Source organism: Nonomuraea coxensis DSM 45129, from assembly GCF_019397265.1.
In the GTDB taxonomy this organism is placed as follows: domain Bacteria; phylum Actinomycetota; class Actinomycetes; order Streptosporangiales; family Streptosporangiaceae; genus Nonomuraea; species Nonomuraea coxensis.
Genome location: NZ_CP068985.1, coordinates 5,296,591 through 5,313,932 on the forward strand (window position 1 = coordinate 5,296,591; position 17,342 = coordinate 5,313,932).

The following is a 17,342-nucleotide window of genomic DNA, read 5'->3' on the forward strand; positions in this document are numbered from 1 at the left end:
GCCGTCACTGGCACCAGGATAGGGAGCCGGCCGTCACCAGCCGATCCTGCCCTTGCCCGACACCAGCGCGCGGGCGATCACCAGCCGCTGCACGTCGTTGGTGCCCTCGCCGATCGCCATCAGCGGCGCGTCCCGGTAGAGCCGCTCGACCGCGAACTCCTGCGAGTAGCCGTAGCCGCCGTGGATGCGCATCGACTCCAGGGACGCCTTCAGCGCCACCTCGGAGGCGAAGTACTTCGCCATCCCGGCCTCCATGTCCACCCGCTTGCCGCTGTCGGCCTGGGACGCCGCCCAGTACGTCAGCAGCCGCGCCGCCTGGATCTCGGTGGCCAGGTCGGCGAGCTTGAGCTGGACGGCCTGGAAGTCGGCGATGGGCTGCCCGAACGCGGTGCGCTGCCGGGCGTAGCCGAGCGCGGCGTCGTAGGCGGCCTGCGCCACGCCGACGGCGCGGGCGGCGATGTTGACCCGGCCGATCTCCAGCCCGCCGAGCACCTGCTGCATGCCGCGCCCCTCGACGCCGCCGAGCAGGGCGGAGACCGGCACCCGTACCTCGTCGAGCACCACCTCGCAGGTCTCGGTGCCCTTGTAGCCGAGCTTGGGCAGGTCGCGGCTGACGCTGAAGCCGGGCGAGGACGGGTCCACGAGCAGCACGGACATGCCCTTGTGGGCGGGCTCGGTGATCGAGGTCTTGACGAGGACGGGCAGCGGGTCGGCGTGGCGGGCGTTGGTGATCCACGTCTTGGTGCCGGTCACCACGTAGTGGTCTCCGTCGCGTACCGCGCGGGTCTGGATGCCCTGGAGGTCGGTGCCGGCGCCGGGCTCGGTGAGGGCGATCGCGGTGCGGCGGGCGCCGGTGGCGAGGTCCCTGAGGTGGAGGCGCCGCTGCTCCTCGGTGCCGTGCCGGTTGATCATCCAGCAGGCGAGCGAGTGGGAGCCGATGGTGCCTGCCACGCCCATCCAGCCGCGCGCGATCTCCTCGAAGACCAGGGCGAACGACACCATGTCGGCGCCCATGCCGCCGTACTCCTCGGGCACGGACAGGCCGAACAGGCCCATCTGCTTCATCTTGTCGACGATCTCGGCCGGGTACCTGCCGGAGTGCTCCCACTCGACGGCGACCGGCACGATCTCCTTGTCCACGAACGCGCGCAGGGTCTCCCGGAACGCCTTCTGCTCGTCGGTCAGCTCGAAATCCATGTGCCTCGAATCCCCGTCCGCTCGCTGATCAGGCAGCTCACGTTAATAAGGCGGCACTTACCAGGTCAATGTCCTGCGAAGCGGAGGTCCTACGCGGTGGTCCGGGCGGCGAGCTTGGCGACGACGTCCACGATGCGGACGGCGCGCTCGATCTCCGCGCGGTGGAAGACCGGTCCTTCCGCGGCCCGCGCCACGACGAGGTGCATGTCGTGGTCCAGCACCGGCAGCAGCATGAGCCGCAGCTCGCGGGCGTCCACGGCGACGGCGCGGGGAGGCGGCGCGGGCAGCTCGAACGTGTCGGGGGCGGCCAGCGAGGCGTGCCGCACCGCGCCGTCGGCCACCGCGAGCGACCACTCCGCCCCGCACAGCCCCGGCAGCGCGTCCACCAGGGTGGCGAGGCCGCGGCCCGGCTCGGCCACGACGTGCGAGAGCAGGTCGTAGTCGAGCGCCGACCCCGGCACCTCCTTGGTGGTCCACACGCCTTCGACGCGCAGTCCGGGCACCGCCGACAGCCGCTCGCGGGCCTCGGCCGGGGTCACCTGGCCCGGCCAGGAGACGGTGAAGTCGTCCACGGCCCGCCCGGTCTCCCGTTCGAGCACGGTGACCTGCAGGATGTCGGCTCCGAGTGTGCCCAGCGCCTTGGCCACCTGGCCGAGCCCGCCCGGCCGGTCCGGCAGGGACACCCTCAGTCGCAGCAACATCGCCGCCCCCTTTCCCGAGCTCTCACAGTGCCGTGGAAAGGTTTCCTGTTTGTTCCACGGAAATTTCGTACATGCTGCGCTTCTATCCCTAGATTCGGGTTTAAGTCCGGATTATCAACCACGGTCTGCCCATAGCGGGCTGGAGTTTTCGCAGATCGTGCCCCAAGAGCCGGACGGCTGACGACGATCCGAGGTCAGGCGAACACGTCCTGCTGGTAGCGGCCGACTTCCTCCAGACCGGCCAGCCAGGCGGCGCCGTCCCCGCCCGAGCGTTCCCGGTGCAGGTCCAGCAGGGCCTGCCGGACGGCGGGCGCCATGCGCAGGCCGTCGCCGCAGACGTACACGTGCGCGCCCCGCTCCAGCAGCTCCCACACCTCCTCGCCGTGCGCGGCGAGCGCGTCCTGGACGTACCGGTACGGATGCCCGGCGACGGCCGAGAACGCGGTGCGCACGCTCACCTCCGGCCGCCCGGCCCAGGCCGCGAGCTCGTCGCGGTAGAGCAGGTCGTGCTCGGGGTGCCGGCACCCGGCGAACACCAGGACCCGGCCGGGGGCGGCCGACAGCGCCCGCTCCTCCAGGAAGCCGCGCAGCGGCGCGAACCCGGTGCCGGGGCCGACGAGGATCACCGGCGTGGACGGGTCGGCGGGCAGCCGGAACGCGGGCGCGGGCACCCGGACGTAGCCGTAGAAGACCTCGCCCTCCCCCAGCCCGGCCAGGTACGCCGAGCAGGTGCCGTGGTAGGTGCCGCTCCCCGACCACGCGGGGCCCTCGACGAGCCCGACCGTGAGCCGCGCCAGCGACGGATCGGCCAGCGGCGAGGAGGAGACCGAGTAGTAGCGGGGCCTGATCGGCCCGGCCAGCTCCAGGAACACCGGCAGCGGCAGCTCGATCGCGGGGAAGCGGTCGAGCAGCGCCAGCGGGGACAGGCGCTTGGCGAGGACCTCCTCGGCGTAGTTCGCGGTCAGCTCGGCGAGCTGGCGGCGGGTGAACGGGCACCCGGTGTGGGCGGCCAGCGCCTCCAGATCGGCCCGGGTGGCGACCTCCTGCAGCTCGGCGAACTCGCTCAGCAGCAGCCCGGCGGTCACCGGCGTGTCCACGGGCAGGTGCGTGGCGCCGGAGGCGCGCAGCCGCAGGACCTGCTCGCGGGGGACGCGCAGGCAGCGCAACGCCCATTCGACCAGCTCGGGGTCGTTCTTGGCGAAGACGGCCAGGTGGTCGCCCGCCGTGTAGGTGACGCCCTCGGGCAGCCGGGCCACGATGGAGCGCACGCCGGGACGGGGCGCCTCGGCCGAGAAGTCCCAGAGCCCGGCGGGGTCGCCGGTCAGCTCCTCGTTGGCGACGACGGTCAGCGGGACGGCCCGCTCGGAGACGACGGCCGGCCGGACCTCGGCCTCGCTCAGCACCTCCATCGTGTAGCGGGGGCCGGTCGCGGCGGCGCCGGCGCCGTACTCCCCGGCGAGGGCCGCCCAGAGGCGGGCGGTCCAGGCCGACACGTCGCCGTCGAAGTCGCCGTCGGTGTCGGCCTCGCCCCGCTCGACCAGCGGCACCGCGCCGGCGGCGGTCAGCTTGTCGCTGACGCGGCGCGGGAACGCCTGGTAGGTCGGCCACTGGGTGTTGCCGCAGCCGAGCACCGCGAGGCGTGTCCCGGACAGGTCCGGCAGCGTGCCGAGGGCGTCGAAGCGCTGGGCGTTGTCGGGGGCCTTGCCGTTGTAGGAGGAGGCGACCACGATCAGCGGGCCCTCGGGCGGCGGGCCGGCCTCGCCGGGCGTGGTGAGCGTGGCGGCGAGCTCGTCGAGCGTGGTCAGCGTGGTGGCGAAGCCGGCCCGCCCGGCCCGCTCGGCCAGCCGTTCGGCGAGGTCGGCGCTGGTGCCGAGGTTGGAGCCGTAGGCGACGGTGAGCGGCACCCCGGCGACCTCCACGTCCCGCTCCCGCTCGGACGTGACGGCGGCGGGCAGGGCGGCGGCGGGGAGGGCGGCGACGGTTCGTTCGTGGGCGCGCCGCTCGCGTACCCGCAGGGTGAACCCGTCCGGCTTGAGGGTGAGGGTCTGCTTGATCTTCATCCGGTAGGCGTCCGGGTCGGACAGCGCGAAGCGGCGCAGGATCATCGCCAGCGCCAGCCTGGCCTCGGTGAGCGCGAACTGGCGGCCGATGCAGGCCCGCTCCCCGTTGCCGAACGGCTTGTACGCGGCCGGATGGTGGTGCTCGCGCTGCCCGGGCAGCCAGCGGTCGATGTCGAACTCGTCCGGCCGCTCCCACGCCTTGGGATGGCGGTGCAGGACCGGCAGCAGCACGCCCACGCCCTGGTCCTTGGGGATCGGGTAGCCGCCGATCTCGGTGTCCTCGATCGCGCTCACGCCGAACGCGGGGATCGGCGACCACAGACGCAGCGTCTCCTCCAGGACGCGGGGGACGACGTCGAGCTTCATGATCGTCTCGTAGGAGGGCGGTTCGTCGCCGGGCAGCAGCCGGTCCACCTCCTCGTAGGCGCGGGCCAGCGTGTGGGGCTCGCGCAGCAGGTTGTACAGCGCGAAGGAGAGCAGGCCGCTGGTGGTCTCGTGGCCGGCGATGAGGAAGGTGAGCACCTGGTTGCGGATGTTCTCGTCGGACAGCCGGGCGCCGGTCCGCGGGTCGGCGGCCTCCAGCATGAGCCCGAGCAGGTCGCCCGACCCGCCGCCGCCCCCGGCCCTGCGCTCCCTGATGACGTCGTCGACCAGGGCCCGCATGGTGGCGATGTCGCGCTGGTAGGCCTCCTCGTGCCGGCGCTTGAGCCGGGTGACGAACGGGAGCTGCTGGTTGCGCAGCATGGCCTCGGTGAGCGCCCCGCCCATGGCCTTGAGGAACGGGTGCAGCTCGGGCGAGTCGAAGGAGTCGAAGCGGTGGCCGAACCCGGTGAGCGAGATCGTGTCGAGCGTGAGCCTGGTCATGTCGTCGGCGACGGGCAGGTCCTCGCCCTGCCGGGCCGCCCAGGAGGCGACGAGCCGCTCGGCGACCTCCAGGAACTGCGGGTAGTACGCCTTCATCGAGCGCTGGCTGAAGGCGGGCAGCAGGATGCGGTGCGCCTGCCCCCAGACCGGCTCGTGCCGCTCGGCGGTGAACAGGCCGTCGCCGCCGAACTCGCGCACGATCGACAGCGGCGGCCGGATGCGCTTGACGAAGCGGCTCTCGTCGCACACCTCGGCGACCAGGTCGGGGTCGAAGACCATCACGATGGTCCGGCCGGCGACCTCCAGGCGGAAGACGCCCTCCTCCCGGTAACGGGCCGCCACCTCGACGAAGTGCTCCGTCGGCGCGTGCGCGGGGATCTGCAACGTGTTGCCGAGGAGGGGCAGCCCTTGCGGGGCGGGGATCGTCCGTGCCATCACGTGCTCCAGGAAGGTAGCCATACACCGTATGGCTGACGCTACCATACGGTGTATGGCCGTGAGCGCGCGCAGGGGAACCCCGCTGAACATCGACGAGATCAGCGCCGCGGCGCTGCGACTGGTGGACGCCGGCGGCGTCGAAGGGCTGTCCATGCGCAAGCTGGCCGCCGAGCTCGCCGTCAACCCGATGTCGCTCTACCACCACGTGGAGAGCAAGGAGGCGCTGCTGGAGCTCGTGTGCGCCACGGCGGCGCGCCGGATGAGCCTGCCGTCCGACGACGGCCGGCCGTGGCAGGAGCAGCTTCGCGCCCTGGCGCTCGCCTACCACCGGCACGCACGGCAGCACCCCGCCCTGTGGATCTACGTGCACGGTCATCCGCGCATGGTCGCCGACCGGCGGATGTCACTGTGGCAGGTGCTGGAGCGCATCCTGCGGCTGGCGGGGGTGCCCGAGGAGGAGCTGCGGCGCACGAGCGACGTGCTGTACGCGTTCGTGTCGGGGATCATCTCGTCGCAGCTGCGGGGTCACCTGCCCGACGACCCCGAGGAGACCGGGCGCAGCCTGAACATCGCGGTCGAGCTCATCGTCCGGGGCCTGGAAGGCGGCGCGGCGGGCGCCGGCGCGCGGGGCTGATCAGCCGGCCGCCTCCCACACGGAGTCGAAGGCGGCCCCGGTGATCTCGGTGAGGTCCCAGATCTCCAGCGGCTGGTCGGTGAGGAAGCCCTGCTCGTCCTGGAGGTGCCGCCACCAGTAGCGGCGGGCGGCGCGGTCGGGGCCGACCTCGACCTGCCGGATCGCCCACTGCTCGCCATCGCCGCCCTCGACGCTCTCGAACAGCCACACGCGGCCCGCGTCGTCGGCGGTGTGCCAGTAGCGGCGCGGGCCCTCGGACTCGGCGAGCTGCCGGACCAGCGGCCGGCGAAGATCAGGAGCTACCACCGCCCCATGCTAACGGCCGCTCTGGTAGGCCCCCGCGTCCGGCGTGCCGTCCAGCTCGCGGCCCAGGATGTCCTTGGGGCGGCCCTTGCCGCCGCCGAACCAGGCGGCGCTCAGCGGCAGGGCACGGCCGATGGCCGGGGAACCGGGCCGCAGCCGCAGGTCGGTGCGGGAGACGAACCTCGGGTCGGCCACGACGGACTTGGGCCCGAGCTTGAACTTGGTGCGCCCCTGGTAGACGCTGCCGGCCTCGTCGGCGCCCTTGCCGTCCTCCCAGCCGGCCTCGCCGCCGACGATGATGACGTTGTTGCGGAGCTTGAGGATCCCGGGCGAGCAGCCGTCGTGGCAGGACCAGCCGATGGTCTCCTTGGCGGGCAGGTAGACCGAGTTGTGCACCGCGATGGTGCCCTTGACCGGCCCGACGACGTGGCCGGGGCCACGGGTGACGAGGAAGGAGGCCCGGCCTCGGGAGGAGGTCACGACGTTGAAGGCGAAGACGTTGCCGGTGGCGGTCCTGCCCTTGCGCGCGCCGAGCTCGGTGAAGGTCTCGTTGTCGCGGGAGATGTTGTGGGTGACGAGGTTGCGGTCGCCGTCGTAGATCTCGATGGCGGCGCCGTCGGTGCCGTAGTCGGCGCTCCTGGCGTAGCTGCCGGTGATGGTGTTGCCGGTGATCACGTTGTCGTCGCCGTTGAGCAGCACGCCGAAGGCGCCGGAGTCGTCGTCGCCGCCCGCGTTGTTGACGCTCATGCGGCTGTTGTCGCTGAGGACGCTGTCGCGGACGGTGTTGCGCGAGCCGGTGATCTGCACCCCGGCGACGTTGCCGTCGGCCCGCACGCCGGAGAGCTGGTTGCCGCGGCCGTCGACGCGGAAGCCGGCCCAGCGGCAGCGGGAGGCGCGCAGGTCGCTGACCCGCCAGTTGTCGCCGCGGATGATCACGCAGTCGTTGTCGGAGCCGCTGATCCTGGCCAGCGGTCCCTTGCCGTAGGACTTGACGGAGATCGGCCGGGCGGCGGTGCCCTTGGCGGTCAGCCTGAGCGGGCCGGTGAAGGAGCTGCCGCGCTTGAGCGCGACGGTGTCGCCGGGCTTGAGGTCGGCGGCGTTGACCGCGTCGAGCGTCCTCCACGCCGCGCGGGCGCTGGTGCCCGCGGCCGAGTCGTCGCCCGCCCTGGAGTCGACGTAGTAGGTGGTGCCCGCTCGGGCCGAGGCCGCCGTCGCGGGAACGGCGGGCAGAATCGAGGCCAGGACGGCTACGGACAGCAACCTCATCTAGCGCACCACTATCTAATTGAAACGGCAATTAACACAGGCCACCGTAGCGTGTTCAGTGTGTGACGCGCCACACACTCAGTGACTCTGCGTCGCCGGAAATGTTGCCGGGGATCTCGTCGCCGTCCGCCGCGCCGTGCACGCCCTCCATGCGGACGCCGGTCCGCAGCGGCCCGCCCGGGGCCCGGCGGGCGGCCACCACGAGCGTCTCCTCCTCCGTCTCGCGGGCGAAGACCAGGCAGTCGGCGTCGGCGTGCAGCCAGCGCAGCCCGCCATGGCGCAGCGCGGGCTCGGCGCGGCGCAGGCCGAGCAGCGCCCGGTAGCCGGCGAGGGTGGCGGGGTCCTGGTCGGCGGGCCGGTTCCAGGCATCGGGGTGCGCGAGTGCTCGCCGTTGACGCCGGTCAGGCCGAACTCGCTGCCGGCGTAGACCATGGGCGTGCCGGGCAGCGTGGCCTGCAGGCCGAGGGCGAGCAGGTGGCGCTCGCGCGAGCCGGTGACGGTGCGTACGCGCGGCGAGTCGTGGGAGTCGAGGAGCTGCCAGGAGTGCACGAACGAGCGCCACGACATGTGGGCGGCGAAGGTCCTGATGGTCGCGAGCGTGGCGGGCCCGTCGCGCTCGGGCACGCCGCCCGGCACCCCGAGGAAGCGGTCGAGGTCCAGGTCGGGGGCGCGCAGCCAGGCCCAGACCGGGCGGGTGAAGCCGCCGTAGTTCATGGTGCCGTGCCAGCCGCCGCGGTCGAGATCGCCGCTCGCGTCGTGGTTGTGCTCGGCGATGAGCGCCGCGTCCGGGCCGAGCGCGGCCCGCAGGTACGCGGCGGCCTCGTGCGCGTGGTCGTCGGCGCCGCGCCGGCCGGTCATGTTGGCGACGTCCACGCGCCAGCCGTCGAGCGGGCCGAGCCAGCGGGTCAGGACCGCGCGCATCTCCTCGCGCACGCGCGGGCTGGTCCAGTTGAGCTTGGGCAGCGTCTTGACGCCCCACCAGGACTCGTAGTCGCCGGTGTCACGGTCGAAGTAGAACATCTCACGCTCGGGCGCGTCGACGTCGGAGACGGCGGCGGTGAACCACGCGTGGGTGTCACCGCAGTGGTTGGTGGTGATGTCGCCGAGCAGGCGCATGCCGCGCGCGTGCAGCGCGTCCGCCAGGCGGCGCAGCGCCGCGTCGCCGCCGAGCAGCGGGTCGACCCGGTCGAAGGTGGCGGCGTCGTAGCGGTGGTTGGAGCGGGCCGGGAAGATCGGCGTCAGGTAGACGGTGTCGGCGCCGAGGCTCTGGACGTGGTCGAGCCGCCGGACGACGCCGTCGAGGTCGCCGCCGTAGAACTGCTGGGAGGTCCCGGGCCCCGAGGGGATGACGGGGTCGGCGTCCCAGTCGCGCGGCAGCGCCCACTCGGGCAGGCCGGGCATCGGGCGGGAGCGCTCGAAGCGGTCGGGGAAGATCTGGTAGACGATCGAGTCCCGCATCCAGCGCGGCGGCGGCTCGTGGCAGACCAGCCGGAAGTCCGTGGCGTCGGTGACGTCGTACGGGGCGAGGCCGGCCGCGGTCAGCCACACCTGGCCCCGCCGGGTCGCCAGCAGGAACCGGTAGGGCGTGACCGGGTTGACGGCCGTGATCACGGCCCGCCACCAGGTGTCCCGGCGGCCGAGGCCGGGGACGTCCCTGGCGGCGGGCGCGGCTTCGGCGTAGCGGGGCTCGCCGTCGTGGACGGCCCGTACGCGCACGGCGGTGACGCCCGCGGCCAGCGGCGCGCGCAGCCAGAGCGTCACCCGCGCGCCGAGCGCGGGCTCCTGGTCGGGGACGTACAGGGCCGAGCCGTCGTGATGCGGCTCCTCGACGTAGCGCAATGCACCTATCCCTTGACAGCGCCGGCCGTGAGGCCGGGGACGACGTACCTCTGCTCCAGAGGAACACGCGAGGATCGGGGTGACCACACGAAGTCAGCGGCACTTTGCAAGAATTGGAAGGTCTTGCGAAATAGCGCTACCAAACCCCCACGTCACTCCTGCAACTTGCGGAAAGTTGCGCTTGACCGGGAACCGGCGATCGGGACATCCTTCACCAGAACACCACCGAACCACCTGAACATCACCGGACCGCTCGGGTCCACCGGGGGAAGGACGACCATGCTGCTCGGCAACGACGACTGGTGGCGGGACGCCGTCGTGTACCAGGTGTACCCGCGAAGCTTCGCCGACGCCGACGGCGACGGCACCGGCGACCTCCAGGGCGTGCGCGACCGCCTGGACTACCTCGCCCGCCTCGGCGTGGACGCGATCTGGCTGAGCCCCTTCTACACCTCTCCCCTCGCCGACGGCGGCTACGACGTGGCCGACCACCGCGACGTGGACCCGCGCTTCGGCACGCTCGCCGACTTCGACGCGCTCGTCGCCGACGCCCACGGCAAGGGCATCAGGGTCGTCGTGGACCTGGTGCCGAACCACTCCTCCGACCAGCACCCCTGGTTCCAGGCCGGGCTGCGCGACCGCTACGTCTTCCGCGACCAGCCCAACGACTGGGAGTCGATCTTCGGCGGCCCGGCGTGGACCCAGGTCGAGGACGGCCAGTGGTACCTGCACCTGTTCGCGCCGGAGCAGCCCGACCTCAACTGGGACCACCCCGAGGTGCGCGCCGAGTTCCGCGACATCCTGCGCTTCTGGCTGGACCGCGGCGTGGACGGCTTCCGCGTGGACGTGGCCCACGGCATGGTCAAGGCCGCCGGCCTCCCGGACGTCGGGGCGAAGGACGGCCCGCAGGCCGAGATGCTCGGCGACGAGCAGGTGCCGTACTTCGACCAGGACGGCGTGCACGACATCTACCGCGAGTGGCGGCCGATCCTCGACTCCTACCCGGGCGGCAGGATGGCGGTGGCCGAGGCGTGGGTCTCCTCCCCCGAGCGCCTGGCCCGCTACATCGGCCCGGACGAGCTGCACCAGGCGTTCAACTTCGAGTTCATGATGGCCGACTTCCACGCCAAGTCGTTCCGCGCGGTCATCGAGAAGTCGCTGGCCGAGGCCGAGCTGGTCGGCGCGCCCACCACCTGGGTGCTGTCCAACCACGACAAGCCGCGCCACGCCACCCGCCACGGCGGCCTGGCCCGCGCCCGCGCGGCCACCCTGCTCATGCTGGCCCTGCCCGGCTCGGCCTACCTCTACAACGGCGAGGAGCTGGGCCTGCCCGACGTGCTCGACCTGCCGGACGAGCTGCGCCAGGACCCGGCGTTCCTGCGCCGGGGCGAGAGCCGCGACGGCTGCCGGGTGCCGATCCCGTGGACCGCCGAGCCCGGCTGCGGCTGGGTCGACCCGTGGCTGCCGATCCCGGCGGAGTGGACGGCGCTGTCGGCCGCGGCCCAGGAGGACGACCCGGACTCGACGCTGAACCTCTACCGGGCGGCGCTGCGCCTGCGCAGACGGCATCCGGCGCTCGGCGGCGGCACGCTGACCTGGCTGGACTCCCCCGAGGACGTCCTGGCCGTCGAGCGGCACCCCGGCCTGGTCGTGGTGCTCAACACCGGCGAGCGTCCGGTGCGGCCGGACGTCGCGGGCGAGGTGCTGCTGGCCAGCGGCCCGCTGGAGGCCGACGGGTCGATCCCGCCCGACACCGCCGTCTGGATCCAACGGTCCGGATCCAGCCCTGACGAGTCATAACTGACGCTTTGGGGGATCTTTCCCTGCTCGCGCCATCTGTGAGCCATGACGCTCGGTAATGTCGTGGGATGTCGGCGGTGTTCCGGTCGATCTGGGGCAGCTCCCTCCGGGGACGGGTGACCCTGATCGCGACGATCGTGGCGGCCCTCGTGCTGGTGCCCGTGGGCGTCGCCGCCGTCGTCCTCTCCCGGACGCTGGTCGAGTCGTCCGTCTTCGCCGACACCCGCGACACCGCCCAGCGGGTGGCGTACGAGATGCGCTCCGGCAACCTGCCCGAGGGCGCCGCCATCCCGCTGCCGAACCCGTCGGTCGACCTCATCCAGGTCATCGGCACCGACGGGCGGACGCTCGCCACCAGCGACGCCGCCCGCGCCCTCCCGCCGCTCACCGACCTGCGCCCCACGCCGCAGGACCCGGAGATCGACGTGTACAACTGCCTGCCGACCGAGTGCGTGCACCTGTCGGCGATCCGGGTGAACGTCTCCCCCGACTCGCCGGTCGTCCTCGCCGGGCGCAGCACCCCGGACGTCCTGGCCACGCGCACCCTGGAGCTCATCGTCTTCGCCGAGGTCGCGGTGCTGGTCGCGCTGGCCGGGTGGGCGACCTGGCTCATCACCGGGCGGGCGCTGCGCCCGGTCGCCACCATGCGCGAGCAGCTCGACGCGGTGCACACCGGCGACCTGAGCAGCCGCGTCAGCGAGCCGCCGGGCGAGGACGAGGTCGCCCAGCTCGCCCGCTCGATCAACGGCACGCTGACCCGCCTGGAACGTTCCGCCGAGCAGCAGCGCCAGTTCGCCTCCGACGCCTCCCACGAGCTGCGCACCCCGATCGCCGGGCTGCGGGCCCAGCTGGAGAGCGCGCAGCTCTACCCGGAGGACACCGACCTGCGTTCGCTGGTGGACAGCACCCTGCGCGACACCGACCGGCTGGAGGCGATCATCACCGACCTGCTCCTGCTCGCCAGGATCGGCTCCCGGGTGGACGCGGCCAAGGAGCGGGTGGACCTGGCCGGCCTGGTGCGCCAGGAGCTGGACCGGCGCAGCGACAAGCTGCCGGTCCACGCCGACCTCGCCGACGGCGTCGAGGTGGACGGGGTGCGGCTGCAGCTCGCCCGCGTGCTGACGAACCTGCTGGACAACGCCCAGCGGCACGCCGAGACCCACGTCCAGGTGCGCGTGACGCGCAAGGACGGCACGGCGGTGCTGTCGGTGGAGAACGACGGCCAGGAGATCCCCGAGTCCGAGCGCGAGCGCATCTTCGAGCGCTTCACCCGCCTGGACGCCTCCCGCAGCCGCGACGCCGGCGGCACCGGCCTCGGCCTGGCCATCGCCCGGGACGTGGCGCTCGCGCACGGCGGCCAGATCTCCGCGGAGGACTTCCCGGGCGGTGCCCGGTTCGTCCTCAAACTTCCGGCGGTTACGTGATTTCTACCGTTCCGATAGTGGATCATTGGTCCATGACGGAGCAGGCGCCGCAGGGCGTAGACCCCCACATCCCCAACGCGGCCCGCATGTACGACTACTTCCTGGGCGGCAAGGACAACTTCAAGGCCGACCGCGACCTCGGCGACATGGTGCTCGGCGTCATGCCCGAAGTCCGCGACGGCACCCGGGAGAACCGCGCGTTCATCGGCCGCATGGTCCGTTACCTGTGCGAGCAAGGCATCACGCAGTTCCTCGACCTGGGCTCGGGTCTGCCGACCCAGGAGAACGTGCACGAGGTCGCCCACCGGATCGTTCCCGAGGCCCGCGTGGTCTACGTCGACAACGACCCCGTGGTGGCCACGCACGGCCGGGCGCTGCTGGCCGACCCCAACCGGGTGGCCATGGTGCTGGGCGACGTGCGCCGGCCGGAGGAGATCCTGTCCGACCCCGAGGTGCGCGGGCTGCTCGACTTCTCCCGGCCCGTAGCCGTGCTCATGATGTTCATCCTGCACTTCGTGCCGGACGAGGAGGACCCGCACGGCTTCCTGGCCGCCTACCGCGACGCGCTGGCCCCGGGCAGCTACCTCGCCATCTCCCACATGGGCAACGACGTGGCCACCGAGCGGGCCGCCCGCATCGCCGGGTTCTACCGGCAGTCGGGGATGCCGTTCACGCCGCGGCCGGGCAAGAAAATCGAGTCCTTCTTCGGCGACTTCGAGCTGATCCCGCCGGGTCTCGCCAACGGGCTCGGGCCGGCCGTGTGGCCGTTCGCCGACCCCGCCCACCCGACGATCGTGGACGAGGAGACGGCCCGCATGGGCTACGCGGGCATCGCCCGCAAGCTGCGCTGAGAACGTCCCCCATGAGCGCACGACCGGCTCAAGCACCTCGTCCGTAGGCGGGACACCCTTGTCGATCAGATGCTTGGTCACGAGCGCCTCGCCGATGTCGGCCACGTCGCGCCCTTCCTGCTCGGCGTCCGGGCCGCCAGGCGCCGCCTGCTGGGGGACCCGCTGACGCACCGGGACCTGCTCTCCCGGGTCTCGGTCCTGGGCACCGTACTGGCGGTCGCGGCAGGGGTGCCGCTCACGCGGGTGCGGCCGGTCCGGGCGCTGAGCCCTGGACCGGCCGGACCGGACGGGGCGTGGGTCAGGCGCGGGCCATCTCCCGCTCCCCGGCGTCGGGTTCGGGACGCTCACCAGCGGCCTCGTCCTCGTCCTCGTCGAGAAGGGTGGCCTCGTCGAACGGGGCCCGGCCCGACAGCACCTCGCCGGCGCGCTCCCGGTCGAAGTCGCCGGTCCAGGTGCCGACGAGGACCGTCGCCACGGCGTTGCCGGCGAAGTTCGTCAGCGCCCGCGCCTCGGACATGAAGCGGTCGATGCCGACGATGAGGCCGACGCCGTCCACCAGCTCGGGCCGGTGCGCCTGCAGGCCGCCCGCCAGGGTGGCGAGGCCCGCGCCGGTCACGCCCGCCGCGCCCTTGGAGGCGATCATCATGAACAGCAGCAGCGCCACCTGCTCGCCGAACTCCAGCGGCGAGCCGGTCGCGGTGGCGATGAACAGCGTGGCCATGGTGAGGTAGGTGGCGGTGCCGTCGAGGTTGAAGGAGTAGCCGGTCGGGACGGTGATGCCCGCGACGGTCCTGCTGACGCCCAGGTGCTCCATCTTGGCGATGAGCCGCGGCAGCGCGGTCTCGGAGGAGGACGTCGAGAGGATCAGCAGGAACTCACGGCCGAGGTAGCGCAGCAGCGACCACAGGTTGATCCGGGCGACCAGCCACAGCATCGGGCCGAGCACCATGCCCACGAAGAGCACGCAGGTGGTGTAGAAGGCGATCATGATGATCGCGAGGCTCTTCAGCGCCTCGATGCCGGTGGCGCCCACGACGGCCGCGATCGCGCCGAACGCCCCCACGGGCGCGGCCCACATGATCATGGCGAGGATGCGGAAGACGAGCCGCTGCAGGTGCTCGACGCCGCGCAGGATCGGCTTGCCCTTGTCCCCCATGGCCTGGAGCGCGAAGCCGGTCAGCAGCGCCACCAGCAGCGCCTGCAGCACCGACCCCGCGGTCAGGGACGACAGCAGCGTGTCGGGGATGATGCCGAGCAGGAAGTCGACGGTGCCGCTCTCGGCGCCCTTGGCCGCCTCCGCCTCGGCCGCCTGCCGGGCGGTGTCGGTGAGCCGCAGCCCCTCGCCCGGGTGGATGACGTTGCCCACGACCAGGCCGATGAGCAGGGCGACCGTGGACATCACCAGGAAGTAGCCGAGCGCCAGGCCGCCGACCTTGCCGACCTTGGCGGCCTGGCTCACCGAGCCGACGCCGAGCACGATCGTGCAGAAGATGATCGGCCCGATCAGTATCTTGATGAGGGCGACGAACCCGGTGCCGAGGGGTTTGAGCGCCTGGCCGGCCTCCGGCCAGACGAACCCGACCAGGATCCCGAGCAGGACCGCCCCGATGACGGCCAGGTACAGATAACGTGTGCGATCGCGCATGGGGGGTTGTCTCCAGCCACTGCGGACAGATGTTCCAGTGGTGCGACTATGCGCGGCCTACGTGACCCAGGTCACGATTGAGTAAGTTACGTTCACCACCAAAGCCGGAAAAAGGTGTTCTCACCATGCGTCGCTGGAGCCTGGCCGGCCAGATGCTGGTCCTGCAACTGCTCGTGGTCGCGGTCACCGCGGCGGGCGGCGCCGTGCTCGCCCTGGTGCAGGCGCACCGGCTGCTCACCGACGACGCCGGGCACCGGGCCACGGCCGTGGCGGTCAGCGTGGCCGCCTCCCCCGAGGTCGCCGACGCCCTGGACGACGCCGACCCGAGCGCGCGGCTGCAGCCCTTCGCCGAGCGGGTGCGGCTGAGCACGGGCGTCGACTTCATCACCATCATGCGGCCGGACGGCACCCGGCTCAGCCACCCCCACCGCTACGAGATCGGCCGGCGCTTCCTCGGCAACACCGGCCCCGCGCTGCGCGGCGAGACGTTCACCGAGACCTACACCGGCACGCTCGGCCCGTCCGAGCGGGCCGTCACCCCCGTCCTGTCGGGCGGCCGGGTGGTGGCCCTGGTCAGCGCCGGGATCACGGTGGACAGGATCAGCGCCATGCTGCGCGGCCAGCTCGGCTGGGGCGGCCTGCTCGTGGCGCTCGCGCTCGGGCTGGGCGCGGCCGGCACGTGGCTGGTGACCGCCCGGCTGCGCCGCCAGACGCACGGGCTCGGCCCGGTGGAGCTGGGCCGCATCCACGAGCACCACGACGCGGTCCTGCACGCCGTCCGCGAGGGCCTGCTGCTGGTCGGCGCGGACGGCACGCTGACGCTGTGCAACGACGCCGCCCGGCTGCTGCTCGGCCTGCCCGCCGACGCCGAGGGCCGGCACGTGGACGAGCTGGGCCTGGCCGAGCTGCCGGCCGCCGGCGAGGAGCGGGTCCACCTGGTGGGCGAGCGGGTCCTCGCGGTCAACAGCGCCGCGAGCAGGCTCGGCCGGGTGGTGACCGTACGCGACACCACCGAGCTGCAGGCGCTGACCGGCCAGCTCGACGCCGAGCGCGGATTCGCCGAGTCGCTGCGCTCGGCCGCGCACGAGGCCGCCAACCGGCTGCACACCGTGATCACGCTGGTCGAGCTGGGCCGCGCCGAGGAGGCCGTCGCCCTCGGCACCGCCGAGCTGCGCGCGGCGCAGGAGCTGACCGACCGCGTGATGGGCGCGGTCCGCGAACCGGTGCTCGCGGCGCTGCTGCTCGGCAAGAGCGCCGAGGCCGCCGAGCGCGGCGTCGAGCTGGTGATCGTCCACGAGGGCGGCGAGGACGAGCCGCTCGACGACTGGGGCCTCGACCCGCGCGCGCTGGTCACGATCGCCGGCAACCTCATCGACAACGCCATCGACGCGGGCACCCGCGTCGAGGTGCGGCTCGGTTCGGACGGCGGCCGGGCCGTCATCAGGGTCGCCGACGACGGTCCCGGGCTCGCGGGACCGGCCGCCTTCGCCAGGGGCTGGACCACCAAGGGCGACGGCCGCGGCCTCGGCCTGGCGCTGGTCGGGCAGGCGGTGCGGCGGCTCGGCGGGGAGATCGAGGTGCGCGGGTCGGCGTTCACCGTCCGGCTGCCGATCCCGGAGCGCGTCCGATGACCCGCCCCGCGATCTCCGTCCTGGTCGTCGAGGACGAGGAGATCACCGCCGAGGCCAACCGCGTCTACGTCGAGCGGGTGCCCGGCTTCGCGGTCGCCGGGGTGGCCCGCTCCGGCGGCGAGGCGCTGCGCTTCCTGCGCCGCCGGCCGGTGGACCTCGTCCTGCTCGACCTGTACCTGCCGGACCTGCACGGGCTGGAGGTGGTGCGGGCCATCCGGGCGGGCGGCCTGATGTGCGACGTCATCGCCGTCACCTCGGCCCGCGACCTCGCGATGGTGCGCTCGGCGGTGTCGCTCGGCGTCTCTCAATACCTGCTCAAGCCGTTCACGTACGCCACGCTGCTGGAGAAGCTCACCCGCTACGCCCGCTTCAAGGACGAGGCCGGGGTCGCGGCCGGCCAGGGCGACGTGGACCGCGTGCTCGGCACGCTGCGCGGCAGCTCCGGCCTGCCGAAGGGACTCTCCAGGGACACCCTGGACGCGGTCGCGGCCGAGCTGCGCGGGCGGCCCGGCGGCATGGCCGCGCAGGCGGTGGCCGACGCGATCGGGGTGTCCCGCGTGACCGCCCGCCGCTACCTGGAACACCTGGTCGAGCTGGGTACGGCGGTCCGCATGCCGCAGTACGGCGCGGTGGGGCGTCCAGAACTGCTCTACCGGATCCCCATGGAGCGTTAATGACGGTGACGCCGG

At 72.7% G+C, this 17,342-nt stretch carries 13 protein-coding genes; 6 read left to right on the forward strand and 7 right to left on the reverse strand.

Features of this window, described 5'->3' with window-relative positions:
* Positions 1-33: 33 nt before the first annotated feature.
* The 3 genes from Nocox_RS25035 to Nocox_RS25045 all read right to left on the reverse strand — a co-directional run bounded on the left by Nocox_RS25035 (position 34) and on the right by Nocox_RS25045 (position 5,257).
* The gene (locus Nocox_RS25035; RefSeq protein WP_020541085.1) at positions 34-1,197 is read right to left on the reverse strand and encodes an acyl-CoA dehydrogenase family protein; all 1,164 of its coding nucleotides are present in this window, start codon (positions 1,195-1,197) and stop codon (positions 34-36) included.
* Positions 1,198-1,286: 89 nt separating this feature from the next.
* Positions 1,287-1,898, reverse strand: coding sequence for an ACT domain-containing protein (locus tag Nocox_RS25040; protein ID WP_020541084.1), 612 nt, complete (start codon positions 1,896-1,898; stop codon positions 1,287-1,289).
* Positions 1,899-2,092: 194 nt separating this feature from the next.
* Entirely contained in the window at positions 2,093-5,257 is a 3,165-nt protein-coding gene (locus tag Nocox_RS25045) for a bifunctional cytochrome P450/NADPH--P450 reductase (RefSeq protein WP_020541083.1), read from the reverse strand.
* 55 nt (positions 5,258-5,312) lie between these two features.
* On the opposite strand from Nocox_RS25045, the gene Nocox_RS25050 reads away from it, so the two are divergent.
* Positions 5,313-5,894, forward strand: coding sequence for a TetR/AcrR family transcriptional regulator (locus Nocox_RS25050; protein ID WP_020541082.1), 582 nt, complete (start codon positions 5,313-5,315; stop codon positions 5,892-5,894).
* On the opposite strand, the gene Nocox_RS25055 is transcribed toward Nocox_RS25050, so the two are convergent.
* The 3 genes from Nocox_RS25055 to Nocox_RS25065 all read right to left on the reverse strand — a co-directional run bounded on the left by Nocox_RS25055 (position 5,895) and on the right by Nocox_RS25065 (position 9,302).
* The gene (locus Nocox_RS25055; protein WP_020541081.1) at positions 5,895-6,200 is read right to left on the reverse strand and encodes a hypothetical protein; all 306 of its coding nucleotides are present in this window, start codon (positions 6,198-6,200) and stop codon (positions 5,895-5,897) included. It lies immediately after the preceding gene.
* Between the two features lie 9 nt (positions 6,201-6,209).
* Entirely contained in the window at positions 6,210-7,463 is a 1,254-nt protein-coding gene (locus Nocox_RS25060) for a right-handed parallel beta-helix repeat-containing protein (RefSeq protein WP_026213905.1), read from the reverse strand.
* Between the two features lie 78 nt (positions 7,464-7,541).
* Positions 7,542-9,302, reverse strand: a complete 1,761-nt coding sequence (locus tag Nocox_RS25065; RefSeq protein ID WP_211212534.1) for a glycoside hydrolase family 13 protein — start codon at positions 9,300-9,302, stop codon at positions 7,542-7,544.
* Positions 9,303-9,581: 279 nt separating this feature from the next.
* Between Nocox_RS25065 and Nocox_RS25070 the strand changes: the two genes are divergently transcribed.
* The 3 genes from Nocox_RS25070 (at position 9,582) to Nocox_RS25080 (ending at position 13,377) form a co-directional block, all read left to right on the forward strand.
* Positions 9,582-11,102, forward strand: coding sequence for a glycoside hydrolase family 13 protein (locus tag Nocox_RS25070; RefSeq protein WP_020541079.1), 1,521 nt, complete (start codon positions 9,582-9,584; stop codon positions 11,100-11,102).
* A 68-nt stretch (positions 11,103-11,170) separates the two neighbouring features.
* Positions 11,171-12,526 carry a sensor histidine kinase gene (locus tag Nocox_RS25075; protein WP_020541078.1) on the forward strand — a complete coding sequence of 452 codons (1,356 nt, stop codon included), beginning with the start codon at positions 11,171-11,173 and terminating at the stop codon, positions 12,524-12,526.
* Between the two features lie 32 nt (positions 12,527-12,558).
* Positions 12,559-13,377 (forward strand): SAM-dependent methyltransferase, encoded by an 819-nt coding sequence (locus Nocox_RS25080; protein ID WP_020541077.1) that lies wholly within the window; start codon positions 12,559-12,561, stop codon positions 13,375-13,377.
* A gap of 298 nt (positions 13,378-13,675) precedes the next feature.
* Here Nocox_RS25080 and Nocox_RS25085 read toward each other — a convergent pair whose 3' ends face one another.
* The gene (locus Nocox_RS25085; RefSeq protein ID WP_020541076.1) at positions 13,676-15,022 is read right to left on the reverse strand and encodes a C4-dicarboxylate transporter DctA; all 1,347 of its coding nucleotides are present in this window, start codon (positions 15,020-15,022) and stop codon (positions 13,676-13,678) included.
* A gap of 125 nt (positions 15,023-15,147) precedes the next feature.
* Between Nocox_RS25085 and Nocox_RS25090 the strand changes: the two genes are divergently transcribed.
* Complete coding sequence (locus tag Nocox_RS25090; protein ID WP_020541075.1) at positions 15,148-16,653, forward strand: sensor histidine kinase; 1,506 nt, start codon at positions 15,148-15,150, stop codon at positions 16,651-16,653.
* Positions 16,650-17,327 carry a response regulator gene (locus Nocox_RS25095; RefSeq protein ID WP_020541074.1) on the forward strand — a complete coding sequence of 226 codons (678 nt, stop codon included), beginning with the start codon at positions 16,650-16,652 and terminating at the stop codon, positions 17,325-17,327. The genes Nocox_RS25090 and Nocox_RS25095 overlap by 4 nt, the downstream gene beginning before the upstream one ends.
* Positions 17,328-17,342 lie beyond the last annotated feature (15 nt).